We start from the raw sequence: 22422 nt of genomic DNA on the forward strand, positions 1-22422 counted from the left end.
CCCGGCCCGGCGCCGCAACGGCGCGCGGCGATGCTGCGCCGCATCGGCGCCGTCGCCGTCGCGGCTGCCGCGCTGTTCGGCTACCAACGCATCGTCAATTCCGCCGAGACGATGCGCACCGTGCCCGCGCCGACGCTCGACGAAACGCCCGGCGCATCGCACGACGAGACGGCCGTGTTCGCCGGCGGCTGCTTCTGGGGCGTGCAGGGCGTGTTCGAGCACGTGAAGGGCGTGAAGCAGGTCACGGCCGGCTACGCGGGCGGGGCGTCCGAAACCGCGCACTACGCGCTCGTCGGCTCGGGGCTGACCGGGCACGCGGAATCGGTCCGCATCGTGTACGACCCGACCCGGATCACGTATGGCCGGCTGCTGCAGGTGTTCTTCTCGGTCGCGCACGATCCGACCGAGCTCAACCGCCAGGGCCCCGACGAAGGGACGCAATACCGGTCGGCGATCTTCCCGACCACGGCGCAGCAACGCGCGGTCGCGACCGCGTACATCGCGCAGCTCGGCGCCGCGCACGTGTTTCCGGCGCCCGTCGTCACGCGCGTGGAGGACTACAAGGGCTTCTATCCGGCCGAGGCCTATCACCAGAACTACCTCGAACTGCACCCCGACGCGCCGTACATCGCGTACAACGACATGCCGAAGATCGCCGGGCTGAAGCAGCACTTCCCCGCGCTGTACCGTACCGACGCGGTGCTGTGGCGCGATGCGCGCTCGTGACCCGCAGGCGGCCGCGTGACGGGGTAACACCCGCCGCGCGGCCATGCCCGTGCCGCCCCGCGCCCAGGTGCGGAAAGCGCGCCGTCCTATGCCCGGGTTGCGCTGCATCAACGAAACCGCCACCGCCGTGCCGGGGCAAACCCGCATCGCTTCTGCCGTAACGGGCAACTTCGCGTAGACTTCTCCAGATCAACGCCGCATCCTGCGGCGCCACGTATTCCAGTCCCGCCCGGAGGCGTCACGCATGCACGCAGTGCCCTTCCCCGATAGCGACACCCTTGGAGAACCCTCTTCCGGCACGGCCGTGCGCGACCTGCGCCGCGTGCCGATTCATCCCGATCACTGGTACCCGCTCGCGTGGTCGCGCGAGCTGAAACGCGGCAAGACGCTCGGCGTGCGCTTCGCCGGCGATCCGATCGTGCTCGTACGCACCGAATCCGGCGCCGTGTACGCGCTCGAAGATCGTTGCGCGCACCGCCAGGTGCCGCTGCACGCCGGCGTCGTGAGCGGCGAGACGCTGCGCTGCTGCTATCACGGCTGGACCTACGCGTGCGACAGCGGCCGCTGCGTCGACGTGCCGTACCTCGGCCGCGAGCGCCTGCCCAACGGCGTGCGCGCGTATCCGTGCCGCGAAGCGCACGGGCTGATCTTCGTGTTTCCGGGCGACGCGACGCTCGCCGACACCCGGCCGTTCCCCGCGCTCGAATCGGCGGACGACCCCGCGTTCAAGACGCGCCGCTTCGGCCGCGAGGTCAAGTGCCACTACTCGTTCATGCACGAGAACCTGATGGACATGAACCATCAGTTCCTGCACCGCAAGCAGATGGGGCAGATGCGCGCGCGCTCGGTCGGCCGGCGCCGCGGCGACGACTGGGTCGAAGTCGACTACACGTTTGCGCGTATGGAAGGCAAGCAGCCGGTGGGCGAGGCGCTCGTGTTCGGCGCGAGCAAGAAGCCGGGCGAGCAGGCGAACAAGAGCGTGATGACGGTGCGCACCGGCTATCCGTACCAGACGCTGCAGATCCGCTCGAGCGAAGGCACGCTCGTGATGGACCTGTGGATCGTCTACGTGCCGCTCGACGCCGAACAGCGCACCAACCGAACCTTCGGACTGCTGTCGATCCACAAGCCCGGCATACCGTTCGCGCTCGATCTCGCGTGGCCGTTACTGGTCTGGTTTACCGAGCGCATCTTCCGCGAGGATCGCTGGATCGTCGAGCGCGAGCAGGAAGCGCACGATCGGCAGGGCGCCGACTGGAACCACGAAGTGTTCCCGGTCATCAACGAGCTGCGCGACCTGCTGCGCCAGTGCGGCGCGCGCACGGTGATCCCGATCCGCGACGCGCGCGACGGCGCGTGACGTAGGCGGCGCGCCGCGGCGCGCGCCGTTACAACCGGAACGCGCCCGGCAGCAGTGCGTCGGCCGTCGTGACCTCGACGGCCCCTTTCAGGTTGGCCAGCACCACTTCGATATCGGGCGTGCCGATCTCGATGATCACCTGACGGCACGCACCGCACGGTGCGATCGGGCCGTCCGTGTCGCCCACCACCGCGAGCCGCGCGAAATCGCCCGGACGATAGCCGGCGGCGACGGCCGAAAACAACGCCGTGCGTTCCGCGCAGTTGCAGAGCCCGTAGGATGCGTTCTCGACGTTGCAGCCGTGAAAAATCGTTCCGTCGCGCGCCTGCAGCGCCGCGCCGACCTTGAAACGCGAATACGGCGCATACGCCCGCTCGCGCGCCGCCTTCGCCTGTTCGATCAGTTCGTCTCTTTCCATCTCGCCGTGCCTCCGATTCGTGTGCCGGGGTGCATCCGCGCCGCCGCATCCCGGGCGTCGCGATACGCTCGCGACCTGACGCAACCGCCCACCTCCGCCGCCGGTCAGCCGATCCGTTGATAAAGGGTCGGCGGCACGTCGGCCGTCTCGCCCAGCACGTAGCTGCGCTGGACCGCTTCCACCGCGTGCGCCGCGGCGGCGGCGTCGCGGGCATGCACGTAGCCGAGCGGCGCGCCGCCCTCGACGCGCTGCCCGATCTCCGCGAGCGCCGTCAGGCCGACGCTGTAGTCGATCGCATCCGCGGCGCGCGTGCGGCCGCCGCCGAGCGCGACGACCGCAAGCCCGAGCGCGCGGCAATCGACCCGCTGCACCACGCCGCTCGCGCGCGCCGGAACCGGCACGATCACGTCCGCCCGCGCAAGATGACGCGCCGGCGCATCAATCAGGTCCGCGGGGCCGCCGAGCGCGACGACCATTCTCGCGAAGCGTTCCGCCGCCGCACCCGAATCGAGCGCGTGCTGCAGCTTCGCGCGCGCGGCCGCGACATCGTGCGCCAGCCCGCCGGTGACGAGCAGCTCCGCCGACAGCGCCATCGTGACGTCGTGCAGGCGCGCCGGACGCGACTTGCCGGTCAGGTAGTCGATCGCGCACGCCACTTCGAGCGCATTGCCCGCGCACGGCGCAAGCGACTGGTTCATGTCGGTGAGGATCGCGGTCGTCTTCATGCCGGCGCCGTTGCCGACGTCGACGATGCTGCGCGCCAGTTCCGCCGATTGCTCCGCGGTCGGCATGAACGCGCCGGAGCCGACCTTGACGTCCATCACGAGCCCGTCGAGCCCGGCCGCGAGCTTCTTCGACAGGATCGACGCGGTGATCATCGCGACCGACTCGACGGTGGCCGTCACGTCGCGAATCGCATAGATGCGCTTGTCGGCCGGCGCCAGCCGGGCAGTCTGCCCGATGATCGCGACGCCGACGTCGCGCACCGTGCGGCGAAACGCATCCGTATCGGGGGTCACGTCGTAGCCGGGAATCGCGCTCAGCTTGTCGAGCGTGCCGCCGGTATGGCCGAGCCCGCGCCCCGAGATCATCGGCACGTAGCCGCCGCATGCGGCCACCATCGGCCCGAGCATCAGCGACACGACATCGCCGACGCCGCCCGTCGAATGCTTGTCGATCACCGGGCCGCCGAGATCGAGCGCGCGCCAGTCGAGCACGTCGCCCGAATCGCGCTGCGCGAGCGTCAGCGCGACGCGCTCGTCGGTGCTCAGGTCGTTGAAGAACACGGCCATCGCGAACGCGGCCACCTGGCCTTCGGTCACGCTGCCGTCGGTCACGCCGCGCACGAACGCGGCGATCCCGTCGCGATCGAGCGGTTGCCCGTCGCGCTTGCGGCGAATGAATTCCTGCGGTAAGAACATCGTTGCTTCTCCTCGATCGTTAGGCGCGCGCTGCCCGGTTCAATGCAGCGAGAAGAACAGGCCGGCAATCGCCGCGCTCATCAGGTTCGACAGCGTCGCGGCCGTCAGCGCGCGCAGGCCGTGCCGCGCGACTTCCGAGCGGCGCTCGGGCGCGACCGCACTGAAGCCGCCCGCGAGAATCGCGATCGACGAGAAGTTCGCGAAACCGCACAGCGCGAACGACACGATCGCGAGCGTCTTCGGGTCGAGCACCTGCAGGCCGGCCGCCGCCACGTGCTCGCCGCCCTTCAGGTACGGCGACAGGTCGCCATACGCGACGAATTCGTTGAAGATCAGCTTCTCGCCGATGAAGTTGCCGGCCAGTGCCGCGTCGTGCCACGGCACGCCGATGATCCACGCGAGCGGCGCGAACAGGTGACCGATGATACCCACCAGCGTGATCTGCGGAAAGCCCGCGAACGCGGCCACGCCCGCCACGATCAGGTTCATCAGCGCGATGAGCCCCACGAACGCGATCAGCATCGCGCCGACGTTGATCGCGATCCGCAGCCCGACCGATGCGCCGGACGCCGCCGCCTCGATCACGTTGGCGGCCCGCTTGTCGTCGAAGTCGAGCCCGTCGACCACCACGCGGCTCGGCTCGACCGTCGGAAACAGCAGCTTGCCGAACAGCAGCCCGCCGGGCACCGCCATGAATGACGCGGCGAGCAGGTACTCCATCTTCACGCCGAGGCCGGCGTAGCCGACCAGCACCGAGCCCGCGACCGACGCCATGCCGCTCGCCATCACGGTGAAGATCTCGGCGCTCGTCATGTTCCGCACGAACGGCTTCACGAGCGCGGGCATCTCGCTCTGCCCGAGAAAGATCGTCGCGACGGCCGAGCACGCCTCGATGCGGCTCACGCCGAGCATTTTCGCGAGCACGGCGCCGAGGATCGCGACGATCCACTTCATCACGCCGATGTAGTACAGCACCGCGATCAGCGCGGTCACGAAGATGATCATCGGCAGCACGCGCAGGCCGAACACGAACCCGCCGTCGCCGAACAGCTGGAACATCCGGCTGTCGACCAGCCCGCCGAACACGAACGCGATGCCGTGATTGCCCATGTCGAGCACGCGATTGACGCCGTTCGCGGCCGCCGCCAGCACCGCGCGGCCCGTCGGCACGAACAGCACGAGCGCGCCGATCGCCAGCTGCGTGCACAGCGCGGCGATCATGGTCCGGCCGCTCACCGCGCGCCGGTTGTTCGACAGCAGATAGGCAACCAGCAGCAGGAACAGCATACCCAGGAGACTGCGCAGAATGTCCACCTCGTACTCCTTTCTCTCGATGTTATTGAAATGCCGGAGCGCGCCCGATGCGCGCCCGTGTCCCGCCGACGACGGCCGTCACTCGGCCGGTACGCCGTCCTTCCAGTGAGCCCAGTCCTTCACGATCGCGTTCACGAGCGGCGAACCGGCGAGGTACAGATTGTCGAGCGCCGGTACGAACCCGCCCTGGCTCTGGTAATCGAGCAGGTTGTCGACGTCCGAGCCGCCCGGCGGCGGCCGGTCGAAGTCCGAGCCCGAGCGCAGCACGGCCACACGCTGCGTATCGGCCAGCCCTGCCGCGGCCGCCCGCTTGATCACTTCGAACGTCGCATTGTCTTCCTGCTGCGTCGTGCAGTACACCCCCTTGCCGTCGGTCAGCAGGCGCGTCCATTCCCGGGCGCGCTCGCCGAGCTTCGTGCCCGAGAACCACGTGTCGCCCGCGAGCGTATCGCACTGGATCACGGTCGGCGGCCGGTTCGCGGGCGCATCCGGATACTTCGCGCGATACGCGGCCGCCTCCTTGCTGTCGTGCAACGTCACGTCGCGCGACAGCGCGACGGCTTTGTCGACGAGTGCCTCATTCAACCGGAACACCTCGGTGCGGTAATCGAGCGGCGGCTTCTCTTCCCCGTTCTTCGTGTTGATGCCGAGATAGCCCGACTTCCAGCCGGCCGGAATCTCGCGCGCATCCAGCTCCCACTGGATCCCGAAGTCGACCAGGTAGCGCGCCCACGCGGCCGAGCCGAGCGTGCCCTGCGCCGGATCGATGCCGGCGATGCCGGTCACGACGAAGTAGGTCTTGCGCAGGTCGAACCGGCGCGAATAGACCAGCGCCGCCATCGACGCGGCCGCGTTCGCGTGACCCATGCCGGTCGTCAGCACGCAAACGTCGTTGCGCGTGCAACTGACGGCCGGGTAGTCGGGCGACAGCCCCGGCACCGCGATCTTCCGCACCGGGCCGATCCGGTCGAGCCACGCTTTGCCTTCCGGCCCGAACATCGTGACGATCAGCACCTTGATCGCGCGCGGCCGCTCCGCGCGTTCGCCGGCCGCGTGCGCGCCGCCCGTCATCGTCGCGGCCAGGGCGACGATGGCCGCCCACTTCGCTACTTTCCCCTTCCACATTGCTTGCCTCGTTCGTGTGAGATTCATGATCGCGTCTCGAGTCCGTCAGAACTGATAGCCGACGCTCGCGTAATAGCCCCAGCCGGTCGACCGGTTCTGGAACGGCCCGTCGCCGAAGTTCAGCTCGGTGCCGCCCCACTGGCCGCCGTTGTGGAAATAGCGGGCGGCGGTCCAGAAGCGCCAGTGCTTGAATGAATAGATCAGCACGTTGGTCGACACGAACGCTGTGTCGGTGCGCGCATTGCCGCCCGTCTCCTCGCGCAGTTTCGAACCGAAGTCGTAGTTGAAGAACCCGACGTAGGTCAGGTTGCCGCCGTGAAACGTGCCGATCGGGTAGATGTATTTCATCTGCGCGCGATAGCCGTCCCACGTGTTCTGGTTGGCCGCGCCGTAGTTCTCCCATTGCCGGCGCAGGTACAGGTTCGCGGACAGCATCAGCTTCGTATGCGTATCGATGTCGGTGCCGAGGCCCGCATACAGCGTGTTTTGCCGCCCGGCCGTGTTGTGCCCGTGGTCGTAGATCCAGTCGAACGCGACATACCATTCCTTGAACGGCCCGAATCCGAGATGCCGGCCGACGAGATCGTCGATCGACACGCGCGGCTCCTGTTCGCTGAACAGCGGCGAGCCCTTGTTCGTATAGCCCGAGTCGTAGCCGTTGCCGACGCCGATCGCGCGCGGCAGGTCGACATAGCCGTACAGATCGAACGGCCCCTTGCGGCCGAAGTATTCGTATTCGAGGTACACGTCGTTGGTCGTGTGCGGCCCGAAGCGGATATCCTTCGACCCGATCACGCCGAGGCTCTGGTGAAACCAACTCGACAGATACGGCGACGGTGCGGGTGCCGGCGCCGCGTTCGGCGTGACCGTGCCGCTCTCGGCAAGCTGCGTCGCACCTGCCTGCGCGACGGTGCCCGCCTCCTGCGCGATGGCGGCCGCCGGCACGCCCACCGACAGCGCAAGCAGCAGGGCGCCCGTGCGCACCGCCGCATCCATCTTTTTCATCGTACTCCTTGACAATTTACTCAGTTCTTCCATATGCATGCTTTTGACCCCGCCTTCCGATCGTTGCTCTTGTCGATATCCCGATGCCGCGCGTCGGGCCCGGATCTCCGCGGTCGGCCGCTGCCCCAGATTCGGGCGCGCCGCCTGCTTCAAGTGCGCGTGCGCTCCGAACTTGACCGGTCAGTCAGCATTCGGACCGTTTCACGGATAAACCCGAGGGGATAAAGCACGAGCCGTGCCATATATTGACCGGACGGACAGGATGCGAGGAAGATGCGCAAGCGGGGAACGGCCGCCACCTGCGGGGCAAGCCGTCCCGCGCCGGCCGGCCGCCGCCGTGAACGCACCGGGATGTCCGAACGCGCGCCGGGCGCGACGCGCGAACGAACACGCCCCGTGACACGTTCCGTTCAGCCGGCGCGCTCGACCGGATGCGGTTCGCGCAGCCGGTTCGCGATCCGCGCGGCCTCGTAGTAGCTGGCCGCCGGCGGCCGCTTCAGGTAGCGGCCCGCGCCGCGCACCGCGCGCAACTCGCCGTCGGCCCACGCGAGGGCGCCGCGCGTGAGCGTATGCGTGGCAACGCCCTGCACCGTCATCCCTTCGAACACGTTGAAATCGACCTGCTGGTGATGGGTCTTCACCGAGATCGTCTTCGTCGCGGCCGGGTCCCACACGACGAGGTCGGCATCGACGCCCACCTGCACGGCGCCCTTGCGCGGATACAGGTTGAAGATCTGCGCGGCGTTCGTCGACGTGATCCGCACGAACTCGTTCGGCGTGATGCGGCCGTGATTCACGCCGTGGTGCCACAGCACCGACATGCGGTCCTCGACCCCGCCGCAGCCGTTCGGGATCTTCGTGAAATCGTCGCGGCCCATCGCCTTCTGCGATGCGCAGAACACGCAGTGGTCGGTCGCCGTCGTATGCAGCTGCCCCGCCTGCAGCCCGCGCCACAGCGCCTCGCGATGCTCGGCCGAGCGGAACGGCGGGCTCATCACGTGCGCGGCCGCGCGCGTCCAGTCCGGGTCGCGATAGACGGCCTCGTCGATCACCAGGTGGCCCGGCAGCACTTCGCCGAACACGCGCAGCCCTTCGCTGCGCGCGCGTGCGATCGCATCGACCGCATCCTTCGCGGACACGTGCACGATATACACGGGCACGCCGAGCACCTGCGCGATGCGGATCGCGCGGTTCGCGGCCTCGCCTTCGACCTCCGGCGGCCGCGACAGCGGATGCGCCTCCGGCCCCGTCATCCCGCGCGCGAGCAGCGCCTTCTGCAACTGGAACACGAGTTCGCCGTTCTCCGCGTGCACGGTCGGCAGCGCGCCGAGTTCGAGCGCACGCGAGAAGCTGTTCACGAGCACCTCGTCGTCGGCCATGATCGCGTTCTTGTACGCCATGAAGTGCTTGAAGCTCGACACGCCGTGCTCGCGCACGAGCGTGCCCATGTCGCGATGCACGCTCTCGTCCCACCACGTGACTGCCACGTGGAAGCCGTAGTCGGCCGCCGCCTTCTCGGCCCAGCCGCGCCATGCGTGGAACGCGTCCATCAGCGGCTGCTTCGGGCTCGGGATCACGAAATCGATGATGCTCGTCGTGCCGCCCGCGAGCCCGGCAGCGGTACCCGAGTAGAAATCGTCGCTCGCGGTCGTGCCCATGAACGGCAGTTCCATGTGCGTATGCGGATCGATGCCGCCCGGCATCACGTACTGGTCGTGCGCGTCGACGACGCTCGCGCCGGCCGGTGCGTCGATCCTTTCGGCGATCTGCAGGATCGTGCCGCCGTCCTCCGGCGCTGCGCAGAGCACGTCCGCGCGATAGGAGCGGTCCGCATCGACCACGGTGCCGCCGCGAATCAGGATTGCCATTTCGTTGCCTCCTCGTTGACTGTCGGGTGCCGCATCGCCTGCCTCGCACGCGTGCGGTGCGTCATGCGTTCGCGATCTGCGCGCGCGGGCCGGCGCGCCACTTCATCCAGGTGCCGTACACGCACGACGCGAGAACCAGGCCGACGAACCACGCGTACGTGTAGAGCGTGTTGAAGAACGCCGGCACGTTCGGAAACGACGCCGGAAAGGCCGTGTGCAGGAAACCGGGCAGGTTCGGCAGCACGCCGATCGCGAGCGCGGCCAGCGCGGCCGGGTTCCAGCCGCGCGCATAGCTGAAGCCGCCGCGCTCGTCGAACAGCGCGCGCGAGTCGAGCCGCGTGCCGCGAATCAGGAAGTAGTCGACCATCATGATGCCCGCCACGGGCCCGAGCAGCGCCGAATAGCCGACGAGCCAGGTGAAGATGTAGCCGTCCGTCGTCGCGAGGATCTTCCACGGCATCATCACGATCGCGATCGTCGCGGTGATCATCCCGCCCGTGCGGTACGAGATCGCCTTCGGCCACAGGCTCGAGAAGTCGTAGGCCGGGCCGACGAGGTTCGCGGCGAGGTTGCAGCACATCGTGTCGAGCGTGAGGATCACGAGCGCGATGCCCACGCCGATGCCGGTCATCCGGCTCGTCAGGTCGATCGGATCCCAGATCGCGTTGCCGTAGATCACGACGGTCGCCGACGTGACGACGACCGACACCACCGACAGCAGCGCCATCGGCAGCGGCAACCCGATCGACTGGCCGATGATCTGGTCGCGCTGCGAATGCGCGAAGCGCGTGAAGTCGGGAATGTTCAGCGCGAGCGTCGCCCAGAACCCGACCATCGCGGTCAGGCCCGGCCAGAAGGTCGCCCAGAAGAGCCCCGCCTTCTTGCCGCCCGCCGCGAACTGCGACGGCGCCGACAGCATCGTGCCGAAGCCGCCCGCCTTCGACGTCGCCCACCACACGAGCGCCACGCACATCACGACCTTGATCGGCGCGGACCAGCTTTCGAGCCAGCGGATCGAATCGGTGCCGTGCCAGATGAAGTAGAGCTGCAGCGCCCAGAACACGAGGAAACACGCGAGCTGCCCGAGCCCGATGCCGACGACCGGCAGCGCGGCGCCGTGCAGCGCGTTGCCGGTCAGGATGTTCAGCAGCGTGTAGATCGCGCTGCCGCCGAGCCAGGTCTGGATCCCGTACCAGCCGCATGCGACGATCGCGCGCAGCAGCGCCGGCAGCTTTGCGCCCTGCGTGCCGAACGACGCGCGCACGAGCACCGCGTACGGAATCCCGTGCTTCGCGCCCGCATGGCCGATCAGCAGCATCGGCACCAGCACGATCAGGTTGCCGAGCAGCACCGTCGTCACGGCCTGCCAAGGCGACATGCCTTCCTGGATCAGCCCGGCCGCGAGCATGTACGACGCGATGTTCATCACCATCCCGACCCACAGCGCCGCGAAGTGATACCACTTCCACGTGCGCTGCGCCGGCGTCGTCGGCGCGAGGTCGTCGTTGTACAGGCTGCCGCCCTGCGCCGCGGCGCTATCGGGATCGGCGGGATTCGCTGCGTGATTCATCGAGCGCACTCCACGAGAAACACCGGCGCCGGCATCGTGCGATGCCGGCCCGGGTGGAACGAAAGGCGGAGGCGCGGGTGGGCCCGCGCCGCCGGACGCCGGTCAGGCAGCCTGCTTCGCATGCTTGTCGGGCGCCGCCGCACCGGCACCGGCCGCCGCGTCCGCGCTCGCCGGATTGTTCGGATGCGTAGTCCAGTTCGCGTAGTCGCCCGAATCGACACGCTCCATCGTGATGCACTGCTCGACCGGACATACATGCATGCAAAGATTGCACCCGACGCATTCGGAATCGACCACCTCGAAATGCCGCACGCCGTCCTTCGTCGCCGTGATCGCCTGGTGCGACGTGTCCTCGCATGCAATATGGCACAGCCCGCACTGGATGCAGCGATCCTGGTCGATGCGCGCCTTGATGTCGTACTTCAGGTTCAGGTATTTCCAGTCGGTCACGTTCGGCACCGCGCGGCCGCGGATGTCGTCGAGCGTCGCGTAGCCCTTCTCGTCCATCCAGTTCGACAGCCCGTCGGCCAGATCCGACACGATCCGGAATCCGTAATGCATCGCCGCGGTGCACACCTGCACGCTGCCGGCACCGAGCACCATGAACTCGGCCGCATCGCGCCACGACGAGATGCCGCCGATACCCGAGATCGGCAGGTTCGGCGTTTCCGGGTCGCGCGCGATCTCCGCGACCATGTTCAATGCGATCGGCTTGACCGCCGGGCCGCAATAGCCGCCATGCGTGCCCTTGCCGTCGACCGTCGGCATCGGCGCCATCTGGTCGAGATCGACCGCGACGATCGAGTTGATCGTGTTGATCAGCGACACGCCGTCAGCGCCACCCTTGTACGCGGCGCGCGAGCCCATCCGGATGTCGCTGATGTTCGGCGTGAGCTTCACGAGGCACGGCAGCTTCGTGCCTTCCTTCACCCAGCGCGTGACCATCTCGACGTATTCGGGCACCTGCCCGACCGCCGCGCCCATCCCGCGCTCGCTCATCCCGTGCGGGCAGCCGAAGTTCAGCTCGACCGCGTCGGCGCCCGTATCCTCGACGAGCGGCAGGATCCATTTCCAGTCGCGCTCGTTGCACGGCACCATCAGCGACACGATCAGCGCGCGGTCCGGCCAGTCGCGCTTCACCTGCGCGATCTCCTTCAGGTTCACGTCGAGCGGACGGTCGGTGATCAGCTCGATGTTGTTCAGCCCCGCGATGCGCTGGCCGTTCCACTGCACGGCGCCGTAGCGCGAGCTGACGTTGACGACGTGCGGATCGAGCCCGAGCGTCTTCCACACGACCCCGCCCCAGCCCGCCTCGAACGCACGGTTCACGTTGTAGGCCTTGTCGGTCGGCGGCGCGGATGCGAGCCAGAAGGGGTTCGGCGAAGTGATGCCCGCGATGGTGCAGCGAAGGTCGGCCATGTTCGGCTCCGTGAGAGTGGGATCGTGTTCGGTGGGTTCGTGGCGAGTGACGCGCTGCGCCGTCACGCGGCCTTCGCGTCGCGCTGCGCGAGCGCGGCGTCGATCGACGCCGCCGCGCGCTTGCCGTCCTGCACGGCCTGCACCGTGAGGTCGATGCCGCCGGTCGCCGCGCAGTCGCCGCCGGCCCACACGTCGGGCCACCCGGTGCGGCCGTCCGCGTCGACCGCGATGCGCGCGCCGTCCGCCGTCAGCAGCGCAGCGTCGACCCCGTCCGGCGTCAGCGTCTGGCCGATCGCCTTCAGCACCATGTCCGCATCGACGGCGAAGCGCTCGCCCGATGCCGATTCGAACTCGACACCCGTCACCTGCCCGCTTTCACCCGCGATGCGCACCGGCTTCGCGTGCGTGACGAGCGTGACGCCGCTCTTCTGCGCGAACTCGCGCTCGGCCCACGTCGCGCTCATCGCGTCCACGCCGCGCCGGTACACCATCGTCACGCGTTCTGCGCCGAGCTTGCGGCTCTGCACGGCTGCATCGATGGCCGTATTGCCGCCGCCGATCACGACCACGCGCCGCCCGACCGGCACGTTCTCCAGCGCGTCTGCCTGCCGCACCTGCGCGATGAAGTCGACCGCGTTCATCACGCCGGCCAGTTGCTCGCCGTCGATCCCAAGCGCACGCACACCGCCGAGGCCCATCGCGAGAAACACCGCGTCGTGCTGCTCGCGCAGCGCATCGAGCGCGATGTCGCGACCCAGCGCGACGCCGGTCTTCAGCGTGATGCCGCCGACCGACAGCAGCCACTCGACTTCACGCTGCGCGAACGCGTCGACGGTCTTGTACGCGGCGATCCCGTATTCGTTGAGACCGCCGGCCTTCGGGCGCGCGTCGAACAGCGTGACGCGGTGCCCGGCGAGCGCGAGCCGGTGCGCACACGCGAGCCCGGCCGGCCCCGCGCCCACCACCGCGACGTGGCGGCCCGTGTCGGGCGCGCGCGTGAAGCGCACCGCGCCGGTCTCCATCGCCCAGTCGGTCGCATGCCGCTGCAGCGCGCCGATCGCCACCGGCTGCGCATCCTGATGATTGCGCACGCACGCGCCTTCGCACAGGATCTCGGTCGGACACACGCGGGCGCACATCCCACCGAGCGGATTCGCCGACAGGATGTCGGTCGCGGCGCCCTTCAGGTTGCCGTTGCCGATCTTGCGGATGAAGCTCGGGATGTCGATCTGCGTGGGGCACGCGTGCACGCACGGCGCGTCGTAGCAGTAGTGACAGCGGCTGGCGGCCGCCGCCGCGGCAGTCGGATCGAGCAGCGGCGCGATATCGGCAAATTCGCACGAGAGTTGCGTGGACGACAGGCGATGCGCGGCGATATCGCCGGTAGGCTTGGTGGTCATACGCGTTCCTTCGACTGGGTGGAGACAAAGCCGTCCCCGCCGGCCGCGAACGCACGGTCGGGGCGGTTTTTCTTAGGAATGCTACGGTCAGGCGATACGCAGCCTGCCGGCTGCTACGATCTTTGCGTCACGAAACCGGTTCGCATGCGCGCGACAGCATCGCGTGCAGCAGCACGTTCGCGCCGGCCTCGATCCACGCGGGCGTCGCGTCCTCGATCTCGTTGTGGCTGATGCCGTCGATACACGGCACGAACACCATCGACGTCGGCGCGACCTGCGCGAGATAGCACGCGTCGTGGCCCGCGCCCGATACGATGTCGCGATGCGAGTAGCCGAAGCGATCGGCCGCGCCGCGCACGGCTTCCACGCAGGCGGGATCGAACGCCACCGGCTTGTAGTAGAAAATCTGCTCGAGTTCCGTTTCGAGCCCGATCTCGCCCGCGATGCGCGCAACGCCGTCGCGCAGCGCGGCGTCCATCTTCGCAAGCACGGCGTCGTCCGGGTGACGGAAATCGACGGTGAAGAACACGCGGCCGGGAATTACGTTGCGCGAGTTCGGATGGACCTGCATCATGCCGACCGTCGCGCAGCCGAACGGCGCGTGATCGAGGCCGATCCGGTTGACGAGATCGACCACGCGCGACGCCCCGAGCAGCGCATCGCGGCGGCGCGGCATCGGCGTCGGCCCCGCGTGCGCTTCCTGCCCGGTGAACGTGATCTCGTACCAGCGCTGCCCCTGCGCATCGGTCACCACGCCGATCGTCTTGCACTCGGCTTCCAGAATCGGCCCCTGCTCGATATGCAGTTCGAACGCCGCATGCAGCTTGCGTCCGCCGCACGGCACGTCACCCGCGTAGCCGATGCGCGCCAGTTCGTCGCCGATCGTCTTGCCGTCCACATCCTTGCGCGACAGCCCGTACTCGAGCGTGAACACGCCCGCGAACACGCCGGAGGCGACCATCGCGGGCGCGAAGCGCGAGCCTTCCTCGTTGGTCCAGATCACGACCTCGACCGGATGCTCGGTCTCGATGCCGTGATCGTTGAGACTGCGAATCACCTCGAGGCCGCCGAGCACGCCGTAGATGCCGTCGAAGCGCCCGCCCGTCGGCTGCGAATCCGCGTGCGAGCCCGTGACGACCGGCGCCGCGTCGGCCACGCGGCCCGCGCGGCGCATGAACACGTTGCCCATCGTATCGACCGTCACCGTGCAGCCGGCGGCCTTCGCCCAGCCGACGATCAGGTCGCGGCCGGCCTTGTCGAGATCGGTCAGCGCGAGGCGACACACGCCGCCCTTCGGTGTCGCGCCGATCTTCGCGACTTCCATCAGGCTGTCCCACAACCGCTTGCCGTCGACCTTGATCGACGTGTCGAAAGCTGCCCGCTTCACTGTTTCCGATACCGCGTTCATTCGTATCGCTCCTGTGGGGTCGGTGATGTCGTCGGCCCGGTCCGTGCCGGTGCGTGTGCTGCCCGTTTCGGGGCAACGCCGCCCCGGCGCGGTGCATGCCCTGAAGACTCGCGAGGTTCGTCCGACGAATCGTGCCGAAAGGTTTCCGCCGCTCGTCGAATCCTGTCCGATTGGACAGGTTTTAGACGATCAAAATGACCAAGGCAATCTCTTTCTTGCGTGAATGAATGGAGCGAGAAACGTGCCACCGCAACGCAGCATCGCAATGCCTGCGTGAAATCCGCACGCGTGCGTTCGATGCGGATCAGCGGCTAGAATGAAGCCCAACGCGGCACGACCGCCGCGCGAGGGCAACGATGAGACATGACGAGGCGGCGACCGAAGCCACCGACAGCGACGAAACGTCCGCGCCTTTGCGGCGACGCAAGGCGCACATCCGCGAGTCCAACGAAGCGCATCTGCTCGCCTGCGCGGAAGCCGTGTTCGCGGAACGCGGGCTCGACGGCGCGAGCACCGCGATGATCGCGGAGCGCGCCGGCCTGCCGAAAGCCAACCTGCATTACTACTTCCCGACAAAGCTGGCGTTGTATCGCCGCGTGCTCGACGACCTGTTCGAGGACTGGCATCGCGCGGCCGGTTCGTTCGAAGCCGACGACGATCCCGTCGTAGCGATCGGCGCGTACGTCCGCGCGAAGATGGCGCTGTCGCGGCGACGCCCGCTCGGCTCGAAGGTCTGGGCCAACGAGATCATCCACGGCGCGGAGCACATGCAGGACATCCTGTCGGAACGCGTGAAGCCGTGGTTCGATACGCGCGTGAAGGTGATCGAAGGCTGGATCGCGCGCGGGCTGCTCGCGCCGATCGACGCGCATGCGCTGATGTACCTGATCTGGGCCAGCACGCAGCACTATGCGGATTTCGATGCGCAGATCCGCGCGCTGAGCGGCAAGCGCGCGCTCACGCAGAAGGCGTTCGACGAGAAGACCGAGCAGGTCGTGCAGCTCGTGATTCGTGCGTGTGGAGCGGTGTCGCCGCGCGCGCACGACTAGCGCGACAACGCGGTCCGGCAAAAAGGAAACGGGCACCGCACAGGGGTTTCCCGTGCGATACCCGTTGCGTGCGTCGCATCACGCTGATTGCGTGTTGCGTGTTACGCGATGCGCTCGATCGCGATCGCCGTCGCTTCGCCGCCGCCGATGCACAGCGATGCGATGCCGCGCTTCATGCCGTACGTTTCGAGCGCGGCCAGCAGCGTCACCATCACGCGCGCGCCCGATGCGCCGATCGGATGGCCGAGCGCACATGCGCCGCCGTGCACGTTGACCTTCTCGTGCGGCAGGTCGAGATCGCGCATCGCGGCCATCGGCACCACCGCGAACGCTTCGTTGATCTCGAACAGGTCGACGTCGCGCAGGTTCCAGCCGGTTTTCTCCGACAGCTTGCGCAGCGCGCCGATCGGCGCGGTCGCGAACAGGCCCGGCTTGTCCGCGTAGGTCGAATGCCCGACGATCACCGCCTTCGGCGTGAGACCCAGGCGCTCGGCTTCCGAGCGGCGCATCATCACGAGCGCGGCCGCACCGTCCGAGATCGACGACGCATTCGCGGCCGTCACCGTGCCGCCGTCGCGGAACGCCGGCTTCAGCGTCGGGATCTTGTCGAGCTTCGCCTTGCCCGGCTGTTCGTCGATCGACACGACCGTTTCGGTCTTGCCGGCCTTCACGGTCACCGGCGCGATCTCCGACACGAAATGCCCTTCGGCGATCGCGCGTTGCGCGCGCGTCAGCGACGCGATCGCGAATGCATCCTGCGCGTCGCGCGTGAACTGGTACGCCTGTGCGCAATCCTCCGCGAACGTGCCCATCAGGCGGCCCTTCTCGTACGCGTCCTCGAGCCCGTCGAGGAACATGTGGTCGAGCACCTGCCCGTGGCCCATCCGCATTCCCGCACGCGCCTTCGGCAGCAGGTACGGCGCATTCGTCATGCTCTCCATCCCGCCCGCGACGGCCACGCCCGCCGAACCGGCCAGCAGCAGGTCGTGCGCGAACATCGCGGCCTTCATCCCCGAGCCGCACATCTTGTTGACCGTGGTCGCGCCCGCCGCGAGCGGCAGCCCGGCCTTCAGCGCGGCCTGCCGCGCCGGCGCCTGGCCCTGGCCCGCCGGCAGCACGCAGCCGAACACGATTTCGTCGATGCGCTCGGCCGGCACGTTCGCGCGCTCGAGCGCCGCGCGAATCGCAACCGCGCCGAGGTCGCTCGCGCTGGCTGCCGCCAGGTCGCCCTGAAAACCGCCCATCGGCGTACGCGCCATACCAACGATTACGATCGGATCCTGAGTCGTCATGATTCGCTTCCTCCAGTGTCAGCGCGGTGCCATGCGCAACGCGCCATCGAGACGGATGACTTCGCCGTTCAGCATCGTATTCCCGGCGATATGGCGCACCAGCGCCGCAAATTCCTCCGGACGCCCGAGCCGCGGCGGGAACGGCACGCTCTTGCCGAGCGCGTCCTGCACGTCCTGCGGCATGCCGGCCATCATCGGCGTCGCGAAGATGCCCGGCGCGATCGTCACCACGCGAATGCCGAAGCGCGCGAGTTCGCGCGCGATCGGCAGCGTCATGCCCACCACGCCGCTCTTCGACGCCGCATACGCGGCCTGTCCGATCTGCCCGTCGAACGCCGCGACCGACGCGGTGTTGACGATCACGCCGCGCTCGCCTTCCGCATCGGCGTCCTGCTTCGACATCGCTTCGGCGGCCAGCCGGATCATGTTGAACGTGCCGACCAGATTGATCGACACAGCGCGCGCGAAGCGCTCGAGCGAGTGCGGGCCCTCGCGGCCGACCACCTTCTCGCCCGGCGCGACGCCCGCGCAGTTGACGAGCGCGTCGATACGGCCGAACGCGTCACGCGCGGCGGCGACGGCAGCCTGGCCGTCGGCTTCGCTCGTCACGTCGGTCTTCACGAAGCGCGCCGCCGCGCCGAGTGCGTGCGCAAGCCCCGCGCCCGCCTCTTCGTTGACGTCCAGCAGCACGACCTTGCCGCCTTCCGCGACCACCATGCGCGCCACCGCGGCGCCGAGGCCCGAACCGGCGCCCGTGATCAGAAAAACGCGATCCTTGATATCCATTCGCAGTCCGTACAGGTTGTCTTCAGGGTTGAGCGGCCTTCTCGGCTTCCATCTTGCGCAACACGAAGCGCTGGATCTTGCCGCTCGGGGTTTTCGGTAGCGCGTCGACGAAGTCGATCGCGCGCGGATACGCGTGAGCGGACAGCCGCCGCTTCACGTGCAGGCTCAGTTCGTCGGCCAGCGCCGGTGTTCCGTCGTAATCTTTCGACAGCACGACGAACGCCTTGACGATCTCCGTGCGCTCCGGGTCCGGCACGCCGATGACCGCCGCCTCGCTCACGGCCGGATGCTCGATCAGTGCACTTTCCACGTCGAACGGGCCGATCCGGTAGCCGGACGACGTGATCACGTCGTCCGCGCGGCCGATGAAGCTCACGGCGCCGTCCCGCTCCAGCTCGACGTTGTCGCCGGTCCGGTAATAGCCGCCCGCGATCGCCGGCGTGTCCTGCCGCCAGTAGCCGTGGAACCACAGCAGCGGCGAACGGGCGATGTCGATCGCGAGATTGCCGGGCTCGCCGGGGCCGAGCTCGCGGCCCGCTTCGTCGAGCACCGCGACGCGGTAGCCGGGCATCGCGAAGCCGGCCGAACCGACGTGGACCGCATGCGCGAGGCCGTGGTGATTGTTCACGACCATCCCGAGTTCGGTCTGGCCATAGTGGTCGTGGATCGGCGCGCCGAGCGCCGCGTCGAACCAGCGCACGACTTCCGGATTCAGCGGCTCGCCCGCGCTGCTGACCACGCGCAGCTTGCCCTTCAGCCGCGCCGCCGCTTCCGTCCCGGCCGCCATCAGCATCCGGAAGGCGGTCGGCGAGCCCGCGAGGCTCGTGATGCCGAGCCGTTCGATCACGTCGTACGTACTGTCGACCGTGAAACCGCCTTCGTACAGCGTCGTCGCGTGGCCGAGCACCAGCGGGCCCGTGATCGCGTAATAGAGGCCGTACGCCCAGCCGGGGTCGGCGATGTTCCAGAACCGGTCGTCCGCACGCAGGTCCACCGCTTCCCGCATGTAGGCGCTGAATGCGAGCAGCGCGCGCAGCGGCACCGGCACGCCCTTCGGCAAACCCGTCGTACCCGACGTCGACATCATCATGAACAGGTCGGTCCCCTTGCGCAGCACCGGCTCGAACGAGTCCGGCTGCGCATCGAGCGCCGCGCGGAAATCGACGTCGCGTTCGTGAAGCGTCTCGTCCGGCTCGCGCACCGTCGCAACGGGCGGGCAATCGGCGACGTCGTCGAGCTTCGCGCGATTCGCGACGTTGGTCACGACCAGGCGCGCGTCGCTCATGCGCAGCCGGTGCTCGATCGCTTTCGGGCCGAACGCGGTAAACAGCGGCTGATAGACGGCGCCGGCGCGCCACGTGCCGAGGATCGTCGCCACGAGTTCGGGCGTGCGCGGCAACAGGCCCGCCACCACGTCGCCCGGCTTGACGCCCTGCGCGACCAGCAGGTTCGCGACGCGCGCCGACAGCGCCTTCATCTGCGCGAACGTGTAGCTGCGGTGCTGCCCGCCGGCGTCGATCCAGTCGAGCGCGATCGCATCCGCCGACGCGTGGCGATCGCAGCATTCCACGCACGCGTTCAGGCCGCGCTCCAGGTCGCCGTGCAGTTGCTGCGCGGCGGTCTCGATACTGAATCGGGCCACGGCGTCGGCGTAGGCCGGCACCGCCCGGGCGGTAGCTCCATCAGGCATGCGTGTCTCCTGTGCGTTATGGCCGCCGGCGAGCCAGGGGCGCGACGGGGGATGCATCGATAGTAGACAGCCCGCACATTGCAATCAATGACAAACGGAATCTAGAATCGTGATCGCTTTTGCCATGTCGGGAGGACGCAGGAAAATGGGGCCGCAGATGATTTCGCCGGATTTCGTCGACGACGCGCTCGCGTGCCTGCGCCGCCAACGCATCCCGACGGCGCCGGTGCTGCACGCCGCCGGCCTGCCGGCCGCCGTGCGCGAGCCTGTCACGCCGCAGCAGTATGGCCGGCTGTGGCTCGCGATCGCCGGCACCCTCGACGACGAATTCTTCGGGCTCGCCGCGCGCCCGATGCGGCGCGGCAGCTTCACGCTGCTGTGCCATGCGGTGCTGCACGCGGGCACGCTCGACAAGGCACTGCGGCGGGCACTGAAATTCCTGCGCGTGGTGCTGGACGAGCCGCACGGCGAGCTCGTCGTAGCCGACGGGCAGGCGCAGATCGTGCTGACGCAGACGGGCGCGCCCTACCCGGCGTTCGCGTACCGGACGTTCTGGCTGATCCTGCTTGGTGTCGCCTGCTGGCTGATCGGCCGGCGCATCCCGCTGCAGCGCATCGACTTCGCGTGCCCGAGCCCCGACCAGCGCGGCGACTATCACCAGTTCTTCGGCGTGCCCGTGCATTTCGACCGGCCCGACAGCCGGCTCGCGTTCAACGCCGCGTACCTCGCGCTGCCGACGATCCGCTCCGAGCAGGCGCTGAAGACCTTCCTGCGCGGCGCGCCTAGCAACCTGCTCGTCCGCTACCGGCACGATACGGGCTGGGTCGCGAAGACGCGCGCGCAACTGAAGACGCTGCCGGCCGCCGAGTGGCCCGACTTCGACACGCTGGCCGTGCGGCTCGGCACGACGCCGGCCACGTTGCGGCGGCGCTTGCGCAGCGAAGGGCAGAGCTTCGCGGCCATCAAGGACGAATTGCGCGGCGCGCTCGCGCAGTCGCTGCTGCGCGGGCACGCGCTCAGCGTCGCGGAAATCGCGACGGAGCTCGGCTTCACCGAGCCGAGCGCGTTTCATCGCGCGTTCCGGAAATGGACGGGGACGAGCCCCGGCGCATTCCGGCGGGACGTGCATGCGGCGGAGTGGGAGCCCGGGCTGGCAAGTGCATGATGCGGCAGGCGGTCGCCAACAGGCGCGCACCGCCGACACGGAAACGCTCACGCGACGCTGATACGATGCGACCTACCGCTGCCGTTCGTTATTCATGAACGACGGCAAACACCCAACTCATCACCACCGCTCCCGCTCCGATGCAAGCAACCGTCTTTTCCGATGCTGAACTGGCCGACCTGCGCGCGCACGGCATCGTGCTGTTTGCCGGCCGCGTGATCTACGACGCGCAGCCGCCGATGCCAGCCGACCAGATCGCGGCAGTCCAGGCCTGCTGTCACGGCGCCATTCCGCCTGCGTTGCTCGAGCTGTGGCGCATGACGGCCGGTGGCAGCCTCGACTACGACCTGACGCTCGAGATGAACGGTCATGTCGAAGCGATCGGCTGGAGCGAGCTGTTCTACAACGACAGCGACGGTTACCGCGACCTGCGGGGCTGGATCGACCACGAACTCGAACTGGCCGAGGAATCCGCCGAAGCGAACGCGCGGCCGTGGAGCGGCAAAATCGCTGTGCTGCCGTTCGGCGGATGCGAGTATTGCGACCGGATTTACATCGTGACGGAACCCGATGCCAAGGACCACGGCCACGTGCTCGCGTGGAAACAGGGGCTGCCGCCCGCGTGGCGCGGCGCGATGCATGAGGACGGCCTCGCGACAGTCGCACCCGATCTGCATGCGGCCTTTGGTGCGCTGCAACTCAACGCCGATCCGCTGGAACCCGGCGGCGAAGGGGGCACCGGCAGCATGTTGCTCGAATACGTCGATGAACGCCGCAGCGATCATGGCCTGTCCGCACCGCTGGCGGACAAGCTGATCGCGTTCTATCGCGAAGCCGTGATCGACTGGCGCACGCCGCTCGCCGACGGCACGCTCGCCGCGCAGCCCGTGCTCGCGCGTCACGCACTGCAACATGCGATCGACCGCGACGACGCGGTACTCACCGCGCAACTCGCGACGATCTTCGCGGACCTCCGCACCGCGCTCGCCGGCAGCTCGATTCCGGCCGACTATGCGCTGCGACGTCAGAAATTTGCGGCGGCGGCCGCGTTGCTCGAATCAGGCGCACCGGTCGAGCCCGATTCGCTGGTGTCCGTATCCGGCGACATACCGCCCGCGCTGACGCGCGCGCTGCTCGACGCGGGCGTGCAGCCGGATGCCGACGCGATGGCACGCTGTATCGCCAGCGGCGGTGCCGACAGCGCGCGCCTGATTGGTGCGGCGCTGTCGGCACGCGGCATCGATGCAGCCGCCGCCTGCCGCGCGGCGAGCGAGGCATTGCTGCGCAAGCTCACGACCGACATCGCTCGCGTGCGTTCCGGCAAGCTCAGCCACTATCTCGGCCTTGATGGACTCGAAGCCCACGTTGAACGCCTGCGAACATTCGTGCTGTAACGTGACACGGAC

General features: G+C 68.4%; 18 protein-coding genes. 5 read left to right on the top strand and 13 right to left on the bottom strand.

Annotation, left to right across the window (positions count from 1 at the left end):
* Positions 1-30: 30 nt before the first annotated feature.
* Together msrA and HWX08_RS29525 are read left to right on the top strand one after the other, a co-directional pair.
* Entirely contained in the window at positions 31-726 is a 696-nt protein-coding gene (gene msrA, locus HWX08_RS29520; protein ID WP_174920845.1) for a peptide-methionine (S)-S-oxide reductase MsrA, read from the top strand.
* A gap of 244 nt (positions 727-970) precedes the next feature.
* A complete protein-coding gene (locus HWX08_RS29525; protein ID WP_174920738.1) occupies positions 971-2086 on the top strand; it encodes an aromatic ring-hydroxylating oxygenase subunit alpha in 1116 nt (371 codons plus the stop codon).
* Positions 2087-2114: 28 nt separating this feature from the next.
* Here HWX08_RS29525 and HWX08_RS29530 read toward each other — a convergent pair whose 3' ends face one another.
* The 10 genes from HWX08_RS29530 to HWX08_RS29575 all read right to left on the bottom strand — a co-directional run bounded on the left by HWX08_RS29530 (position 2115) and on the right by HWX08_RS29575 (position 15034).
* Positions 2115-2588 carry a cytidine deaminase gene (locus HWX08_RS29530; RefSeq protein ID WP_279610527.1) on the bottom strand — a complete coding sequence of 158 codons (474 nt, stop codon included), beginning with the start codon at positions 2586-2588 and terminating at the stop codon, positions 2115-2117.
* 20 nt (positions 2589-2608) lie between these two features.
* The gene (deoA, locus tag HWX08_RS29535) at positions 2609-3925 is read right to left on the bottom strand and encodes a thymidine phosphorylase (RefSeq protein WP_174920737.1); all 1317 of its coding nucleotides are present in this window, start codon (positions 3923-3925) and stop codon (positions 2609-2611) included.
* A 39-nt stretch (positions 3926-3964) separates the two neighbouring features.
* The gene (locus HWX08_RS29540; protein WP_069258194.1) at positions 3965-5239 is read right to left on the bottom strand and encodes a NupC/NupG family nucleoside CNT transporter; all 1275 of its coding nucleotides are present in this window, start codon (positions 5237-5239) and stop codon (positions 3965-3967) included.
* Between the two features lie 78 nt (positions 5240-5317).
* Positions 5318-6391 (bottom strand): purine-nucleoside phosphorylase, encoded by a 1074-nt coding sequence (locus HWX08_RS29545; protein ID WP_425128477.1) that lies wholly within the window; start codon positions 6389-6391, stop codon positions 5318-5320.
* Positions 6392-6409: 18 nt separating this feature from the next.
* The gene (locus HWX08_RS29550) at positions 6410-7369 is read right to left on the bottom strand and encodes a nucleoside-specific channel-forming protein Tsx (RefSeq protein ID WP_226243991.1); all 960 of its coding nucleotides are present in this window, start codon (positions 7367-7369) and stop codon (positions 6410-6412) included.
* 410 nt (positions 7370-7779) lie between these two features.
* Entirely contained in the window at positions 7780-9237 is a 1458-nt protein-coding gene (gene hydA, locus HWX08_RS29555) for a dihydropyrimidinase (protein WP_174920736.1), read from the bottom strand.
* A gap of 61 nt (positions 9238-9298) precedes the next feature.
* Positions 9299-10807, bottom strand: a complete 1509-nt coding sequence (locus tag HWX08_RS29560; RefSeq protein WP_174920735.1) for an NCS1 family nucleobase:cation symporter-1 — start codon at positions 10805-10807, stop codon at positions 9299-9301.
* 102 nt (positions 10808-10909) lie between these two features.
* Entirely contained in the window at positions 10910-12226 is a 1317-nt protein-coding gene (preA, locus tag HWX08_RS29565) for an NAD-dependent dihydropyrimidine dehydrogenase subunit PreA (protein ID WP_069258191.1), read from the bottom strand.
* 62 nt (positions 12227-12288) lie between these two features.
* Positions 12289-13626 (bottom strand): NAD(P)-dependent oxidoreductase, encoded by a 1338-nt coding sequence (locus tag HWX08_RS29570; RefSeq protein ID WP_174920734.1) that lies wholly within the window; start codon positions 13624-13626, stop codon positions 12289-12291.
* 127 nt (positions 13627-13753) lie between these two features.
* Complete coding sequence (locus HWX08_RS29575; protein ID WP_174920733.1) at positions 13754-15034, bottom strand: Zn-dependent hydrolase; 1281 nt, start codon at positions 15032-15034, stop codon at positions 13754-13756.
* A 356-nt stretch (positions 15035-15390) separates the two neighbouring features.
* Between HWX08_RS29575 and HWX08_RS29580 the strand changes: the two genes are divergently transcribed.
* Positions 15391-16083 carry a TetR/AcrR family transcriptional regulator gene (locus tag HWX08_RS29580; RefSeq protein WP_069258188.1) on the top strand — a complete coding sequence of 231 codons (693 nt, stop codon included), beginning with the start codon at positions 15391-15393 and terminating at the stop codon, positions 16081-16083.
* A gap of 101 nt (positions 16084-16184) precedes the next feature.
* Here HWX08_RS29580 and HWX08_RS29585 read toward each other — a convergent pair whose 3' ends face one another.
* The 3 genes from HWX08_RS29585 to HWX08_RS29595 are packed head-to-tail and all read right to left on the bottom strand — an operon-like array spanning position 16185 to position 19851.
* A complete protein-coding gene (locus tag HWX08_RS29585; RefSeq protein WP_174920732.1) occupies positions 16185-17375 on the bottom strand; it encodes an acetyl-CoA C-acetyltransferase in 1191 nt (396 codons plus the stop codon).
* Positions 17376-17393: 18 nt separating this feature from the next.
* Positions 17394-18161 (bottom strand): 3-hydroxyacyl-CoA dehydrogenase, encoded by a 768-nt coding sequence (locus HWX08_RS29590; RefSeq protein WP_174920731.1) that lies wholly within the window; start codon positions 18159-18161, stop codon positions 17394-17396.
* Positions 18162-18183: 22 nt separating this feature from the next.
* Complete coding sequence (locus HWX08_RS29595; RefSeq protein ID WP_174920730.1) at positions 18184-19851, bottom strand: acyl-CoA synthetase; 1668 nt, start codon at positions 19849-19851, stop codon at positions 18184-18186.
* A gap of 145 nt (positions 19852-19996) precedes the next feature.
* Between HWX08_RS29595 and HWX08_RS29600 the strand changes: the two genes are divergently transcribed.
* Both HWX08_RS29600 and HWX08_RS29605 read left to right on the top strand, forming a co-directional pair.
* Positions 19997-21016 carry an AraC family transcriptional regulator gene (locus HWX08_RS29600; RefSeq protein WP_174920729.1) on the top strand — a complete coding sequence of 340 codons (1020 nt, stop codon included), beginning with the start codon at positions 19997-19999 and terminating at the stop codon, positions 21014-21016.
* A gap of 140 nt (positions 21017-21156) precedes the next feature.
* Entirely contained in the window at positions 21157-22410 is a 1254-nt protein-coding gene (locus HWX08_RS29605) for an SMI1/KNR4 family protein (protein WP_174920728.1), read from the top strand.
* Positions 22411-22422 lie beyond the last annotated feature (12 nt).

Source organism: Burkholderia metallica, assembly GCF_902832845.1.
In the GTDB taxonomy this organism is placed as follows: domain Bacteria; phylum Pseudomonadota; class Gammaproteobacteria; order Burkholderiales; family Burkholderiaceae; genus Burkholderia; species Burkholderia metallica.

Coding starts and splice junctions, on each gene's coding strand:
- msrA (WP_174920845.1), top strand. CDS start 31: ATGCTGCGCCGCATCGGCGCCGTCGCCGTCGCGGCTGCCGCGCTGTTC.
- HWX08_RS29525 (WP_174920738.1), top strand. CDS start 971: ATGCACGCAGTGCCCTTCCCCGATAGCGACACCCTTGGAGAACCCTCT.
- deoA (WP_174920737.1), bottom strand. CDS start 3,925: ATGTTCTTACCGCAGGAATTCATTCGCCGCAAGCGCGACGGGCAACCG.
- HWX08_RS29545 (WP_425128477.1), bottom strand. CDS start 6,391: ATGAATCTCACACGAACGAGGCAAGCAATGTGGAAGGGGAAAGTAGCG.
- HWX08_RS29550 (WP_226243991.1), bottom strand. CDS start 7,369: ATGAAAAAGATGGATGCGGCGGTGCGCACGGGCGCCCTGCTGCTTGCG.
- hydA (WP_174920736.1), bottom strand. CDS start 9,237: ATGGCAATCCTGATTCGCGGCGGCACCGTGGTCGATGCGGACCGCTCC.
- HWX08_RS29560 (WP_174920735.1), bottom strand. CDS start 10,807: ATGAATCACGCAGCGAATCCCGCCGATCCCGATAGCGCCGCGGCGCAG.
- preA (WP_069258191.1), bottom strand. CDS start 12,226: ATGGCCGACCTTCGCTGCACCATCGCGGGCATCACTTCGCCGAACCCC.
- HWX08_RS29570 (WP_174920734.1), bottom strand. CDS start 13,626: ATGACCACCAAGCCTACCGGCGATATCGCCGCGCATCGCCTGTCGTCC.
- HWX08_RS29575 (WP_174920733.1), bottom strand. CDS start 15,034: ATGAACGCGGTATCGGAAACAGTGAAGCGGGCAGCTTTCGACACGTCG.
- HWX08_RS29580 (WP_069258188.1), top strand. CDS start 15,391: ATGAGACATGACGAGGCGGCGACCGAAGCCACCGACAGCGACGAAACG.
- HWX08_RS29585 (WP_174920732.1), bottom strand. CDS start 17,375: ATGACGACTCAGGATCCGATCGTAATCGTTGGTATGGCGCGTACGCCG.
- HWX08_RS29590 (WP_174920731.1), bottom strand. CDS start 18,161: ATGGATATCAAGGATCGCGTTTTTCTGATCACGGGCGCCGGTTCGGGC.
- HWX08_RS29595 (WP_174920730.1), bottom strand. CDS start 19,851: ATGCCTGATGGAGCTACCGCCCGGGCGGTGCCGGCCTACGCCGACGCC.
- HWX08_RS29600 (WP_174920729.1), top strand. CDS start 19,997: ATGGGGCCGCAGATGATTTCGCCGGATTTCGTCGACGACGCGCTCGCG.
- HWX08_RS29605 (WP_174920728.1), top strand. CDS start 21,157: ATGCAAGCAACCGTCTTTTCCGATGCTGAACTGGCCGACCTGCGCGCG.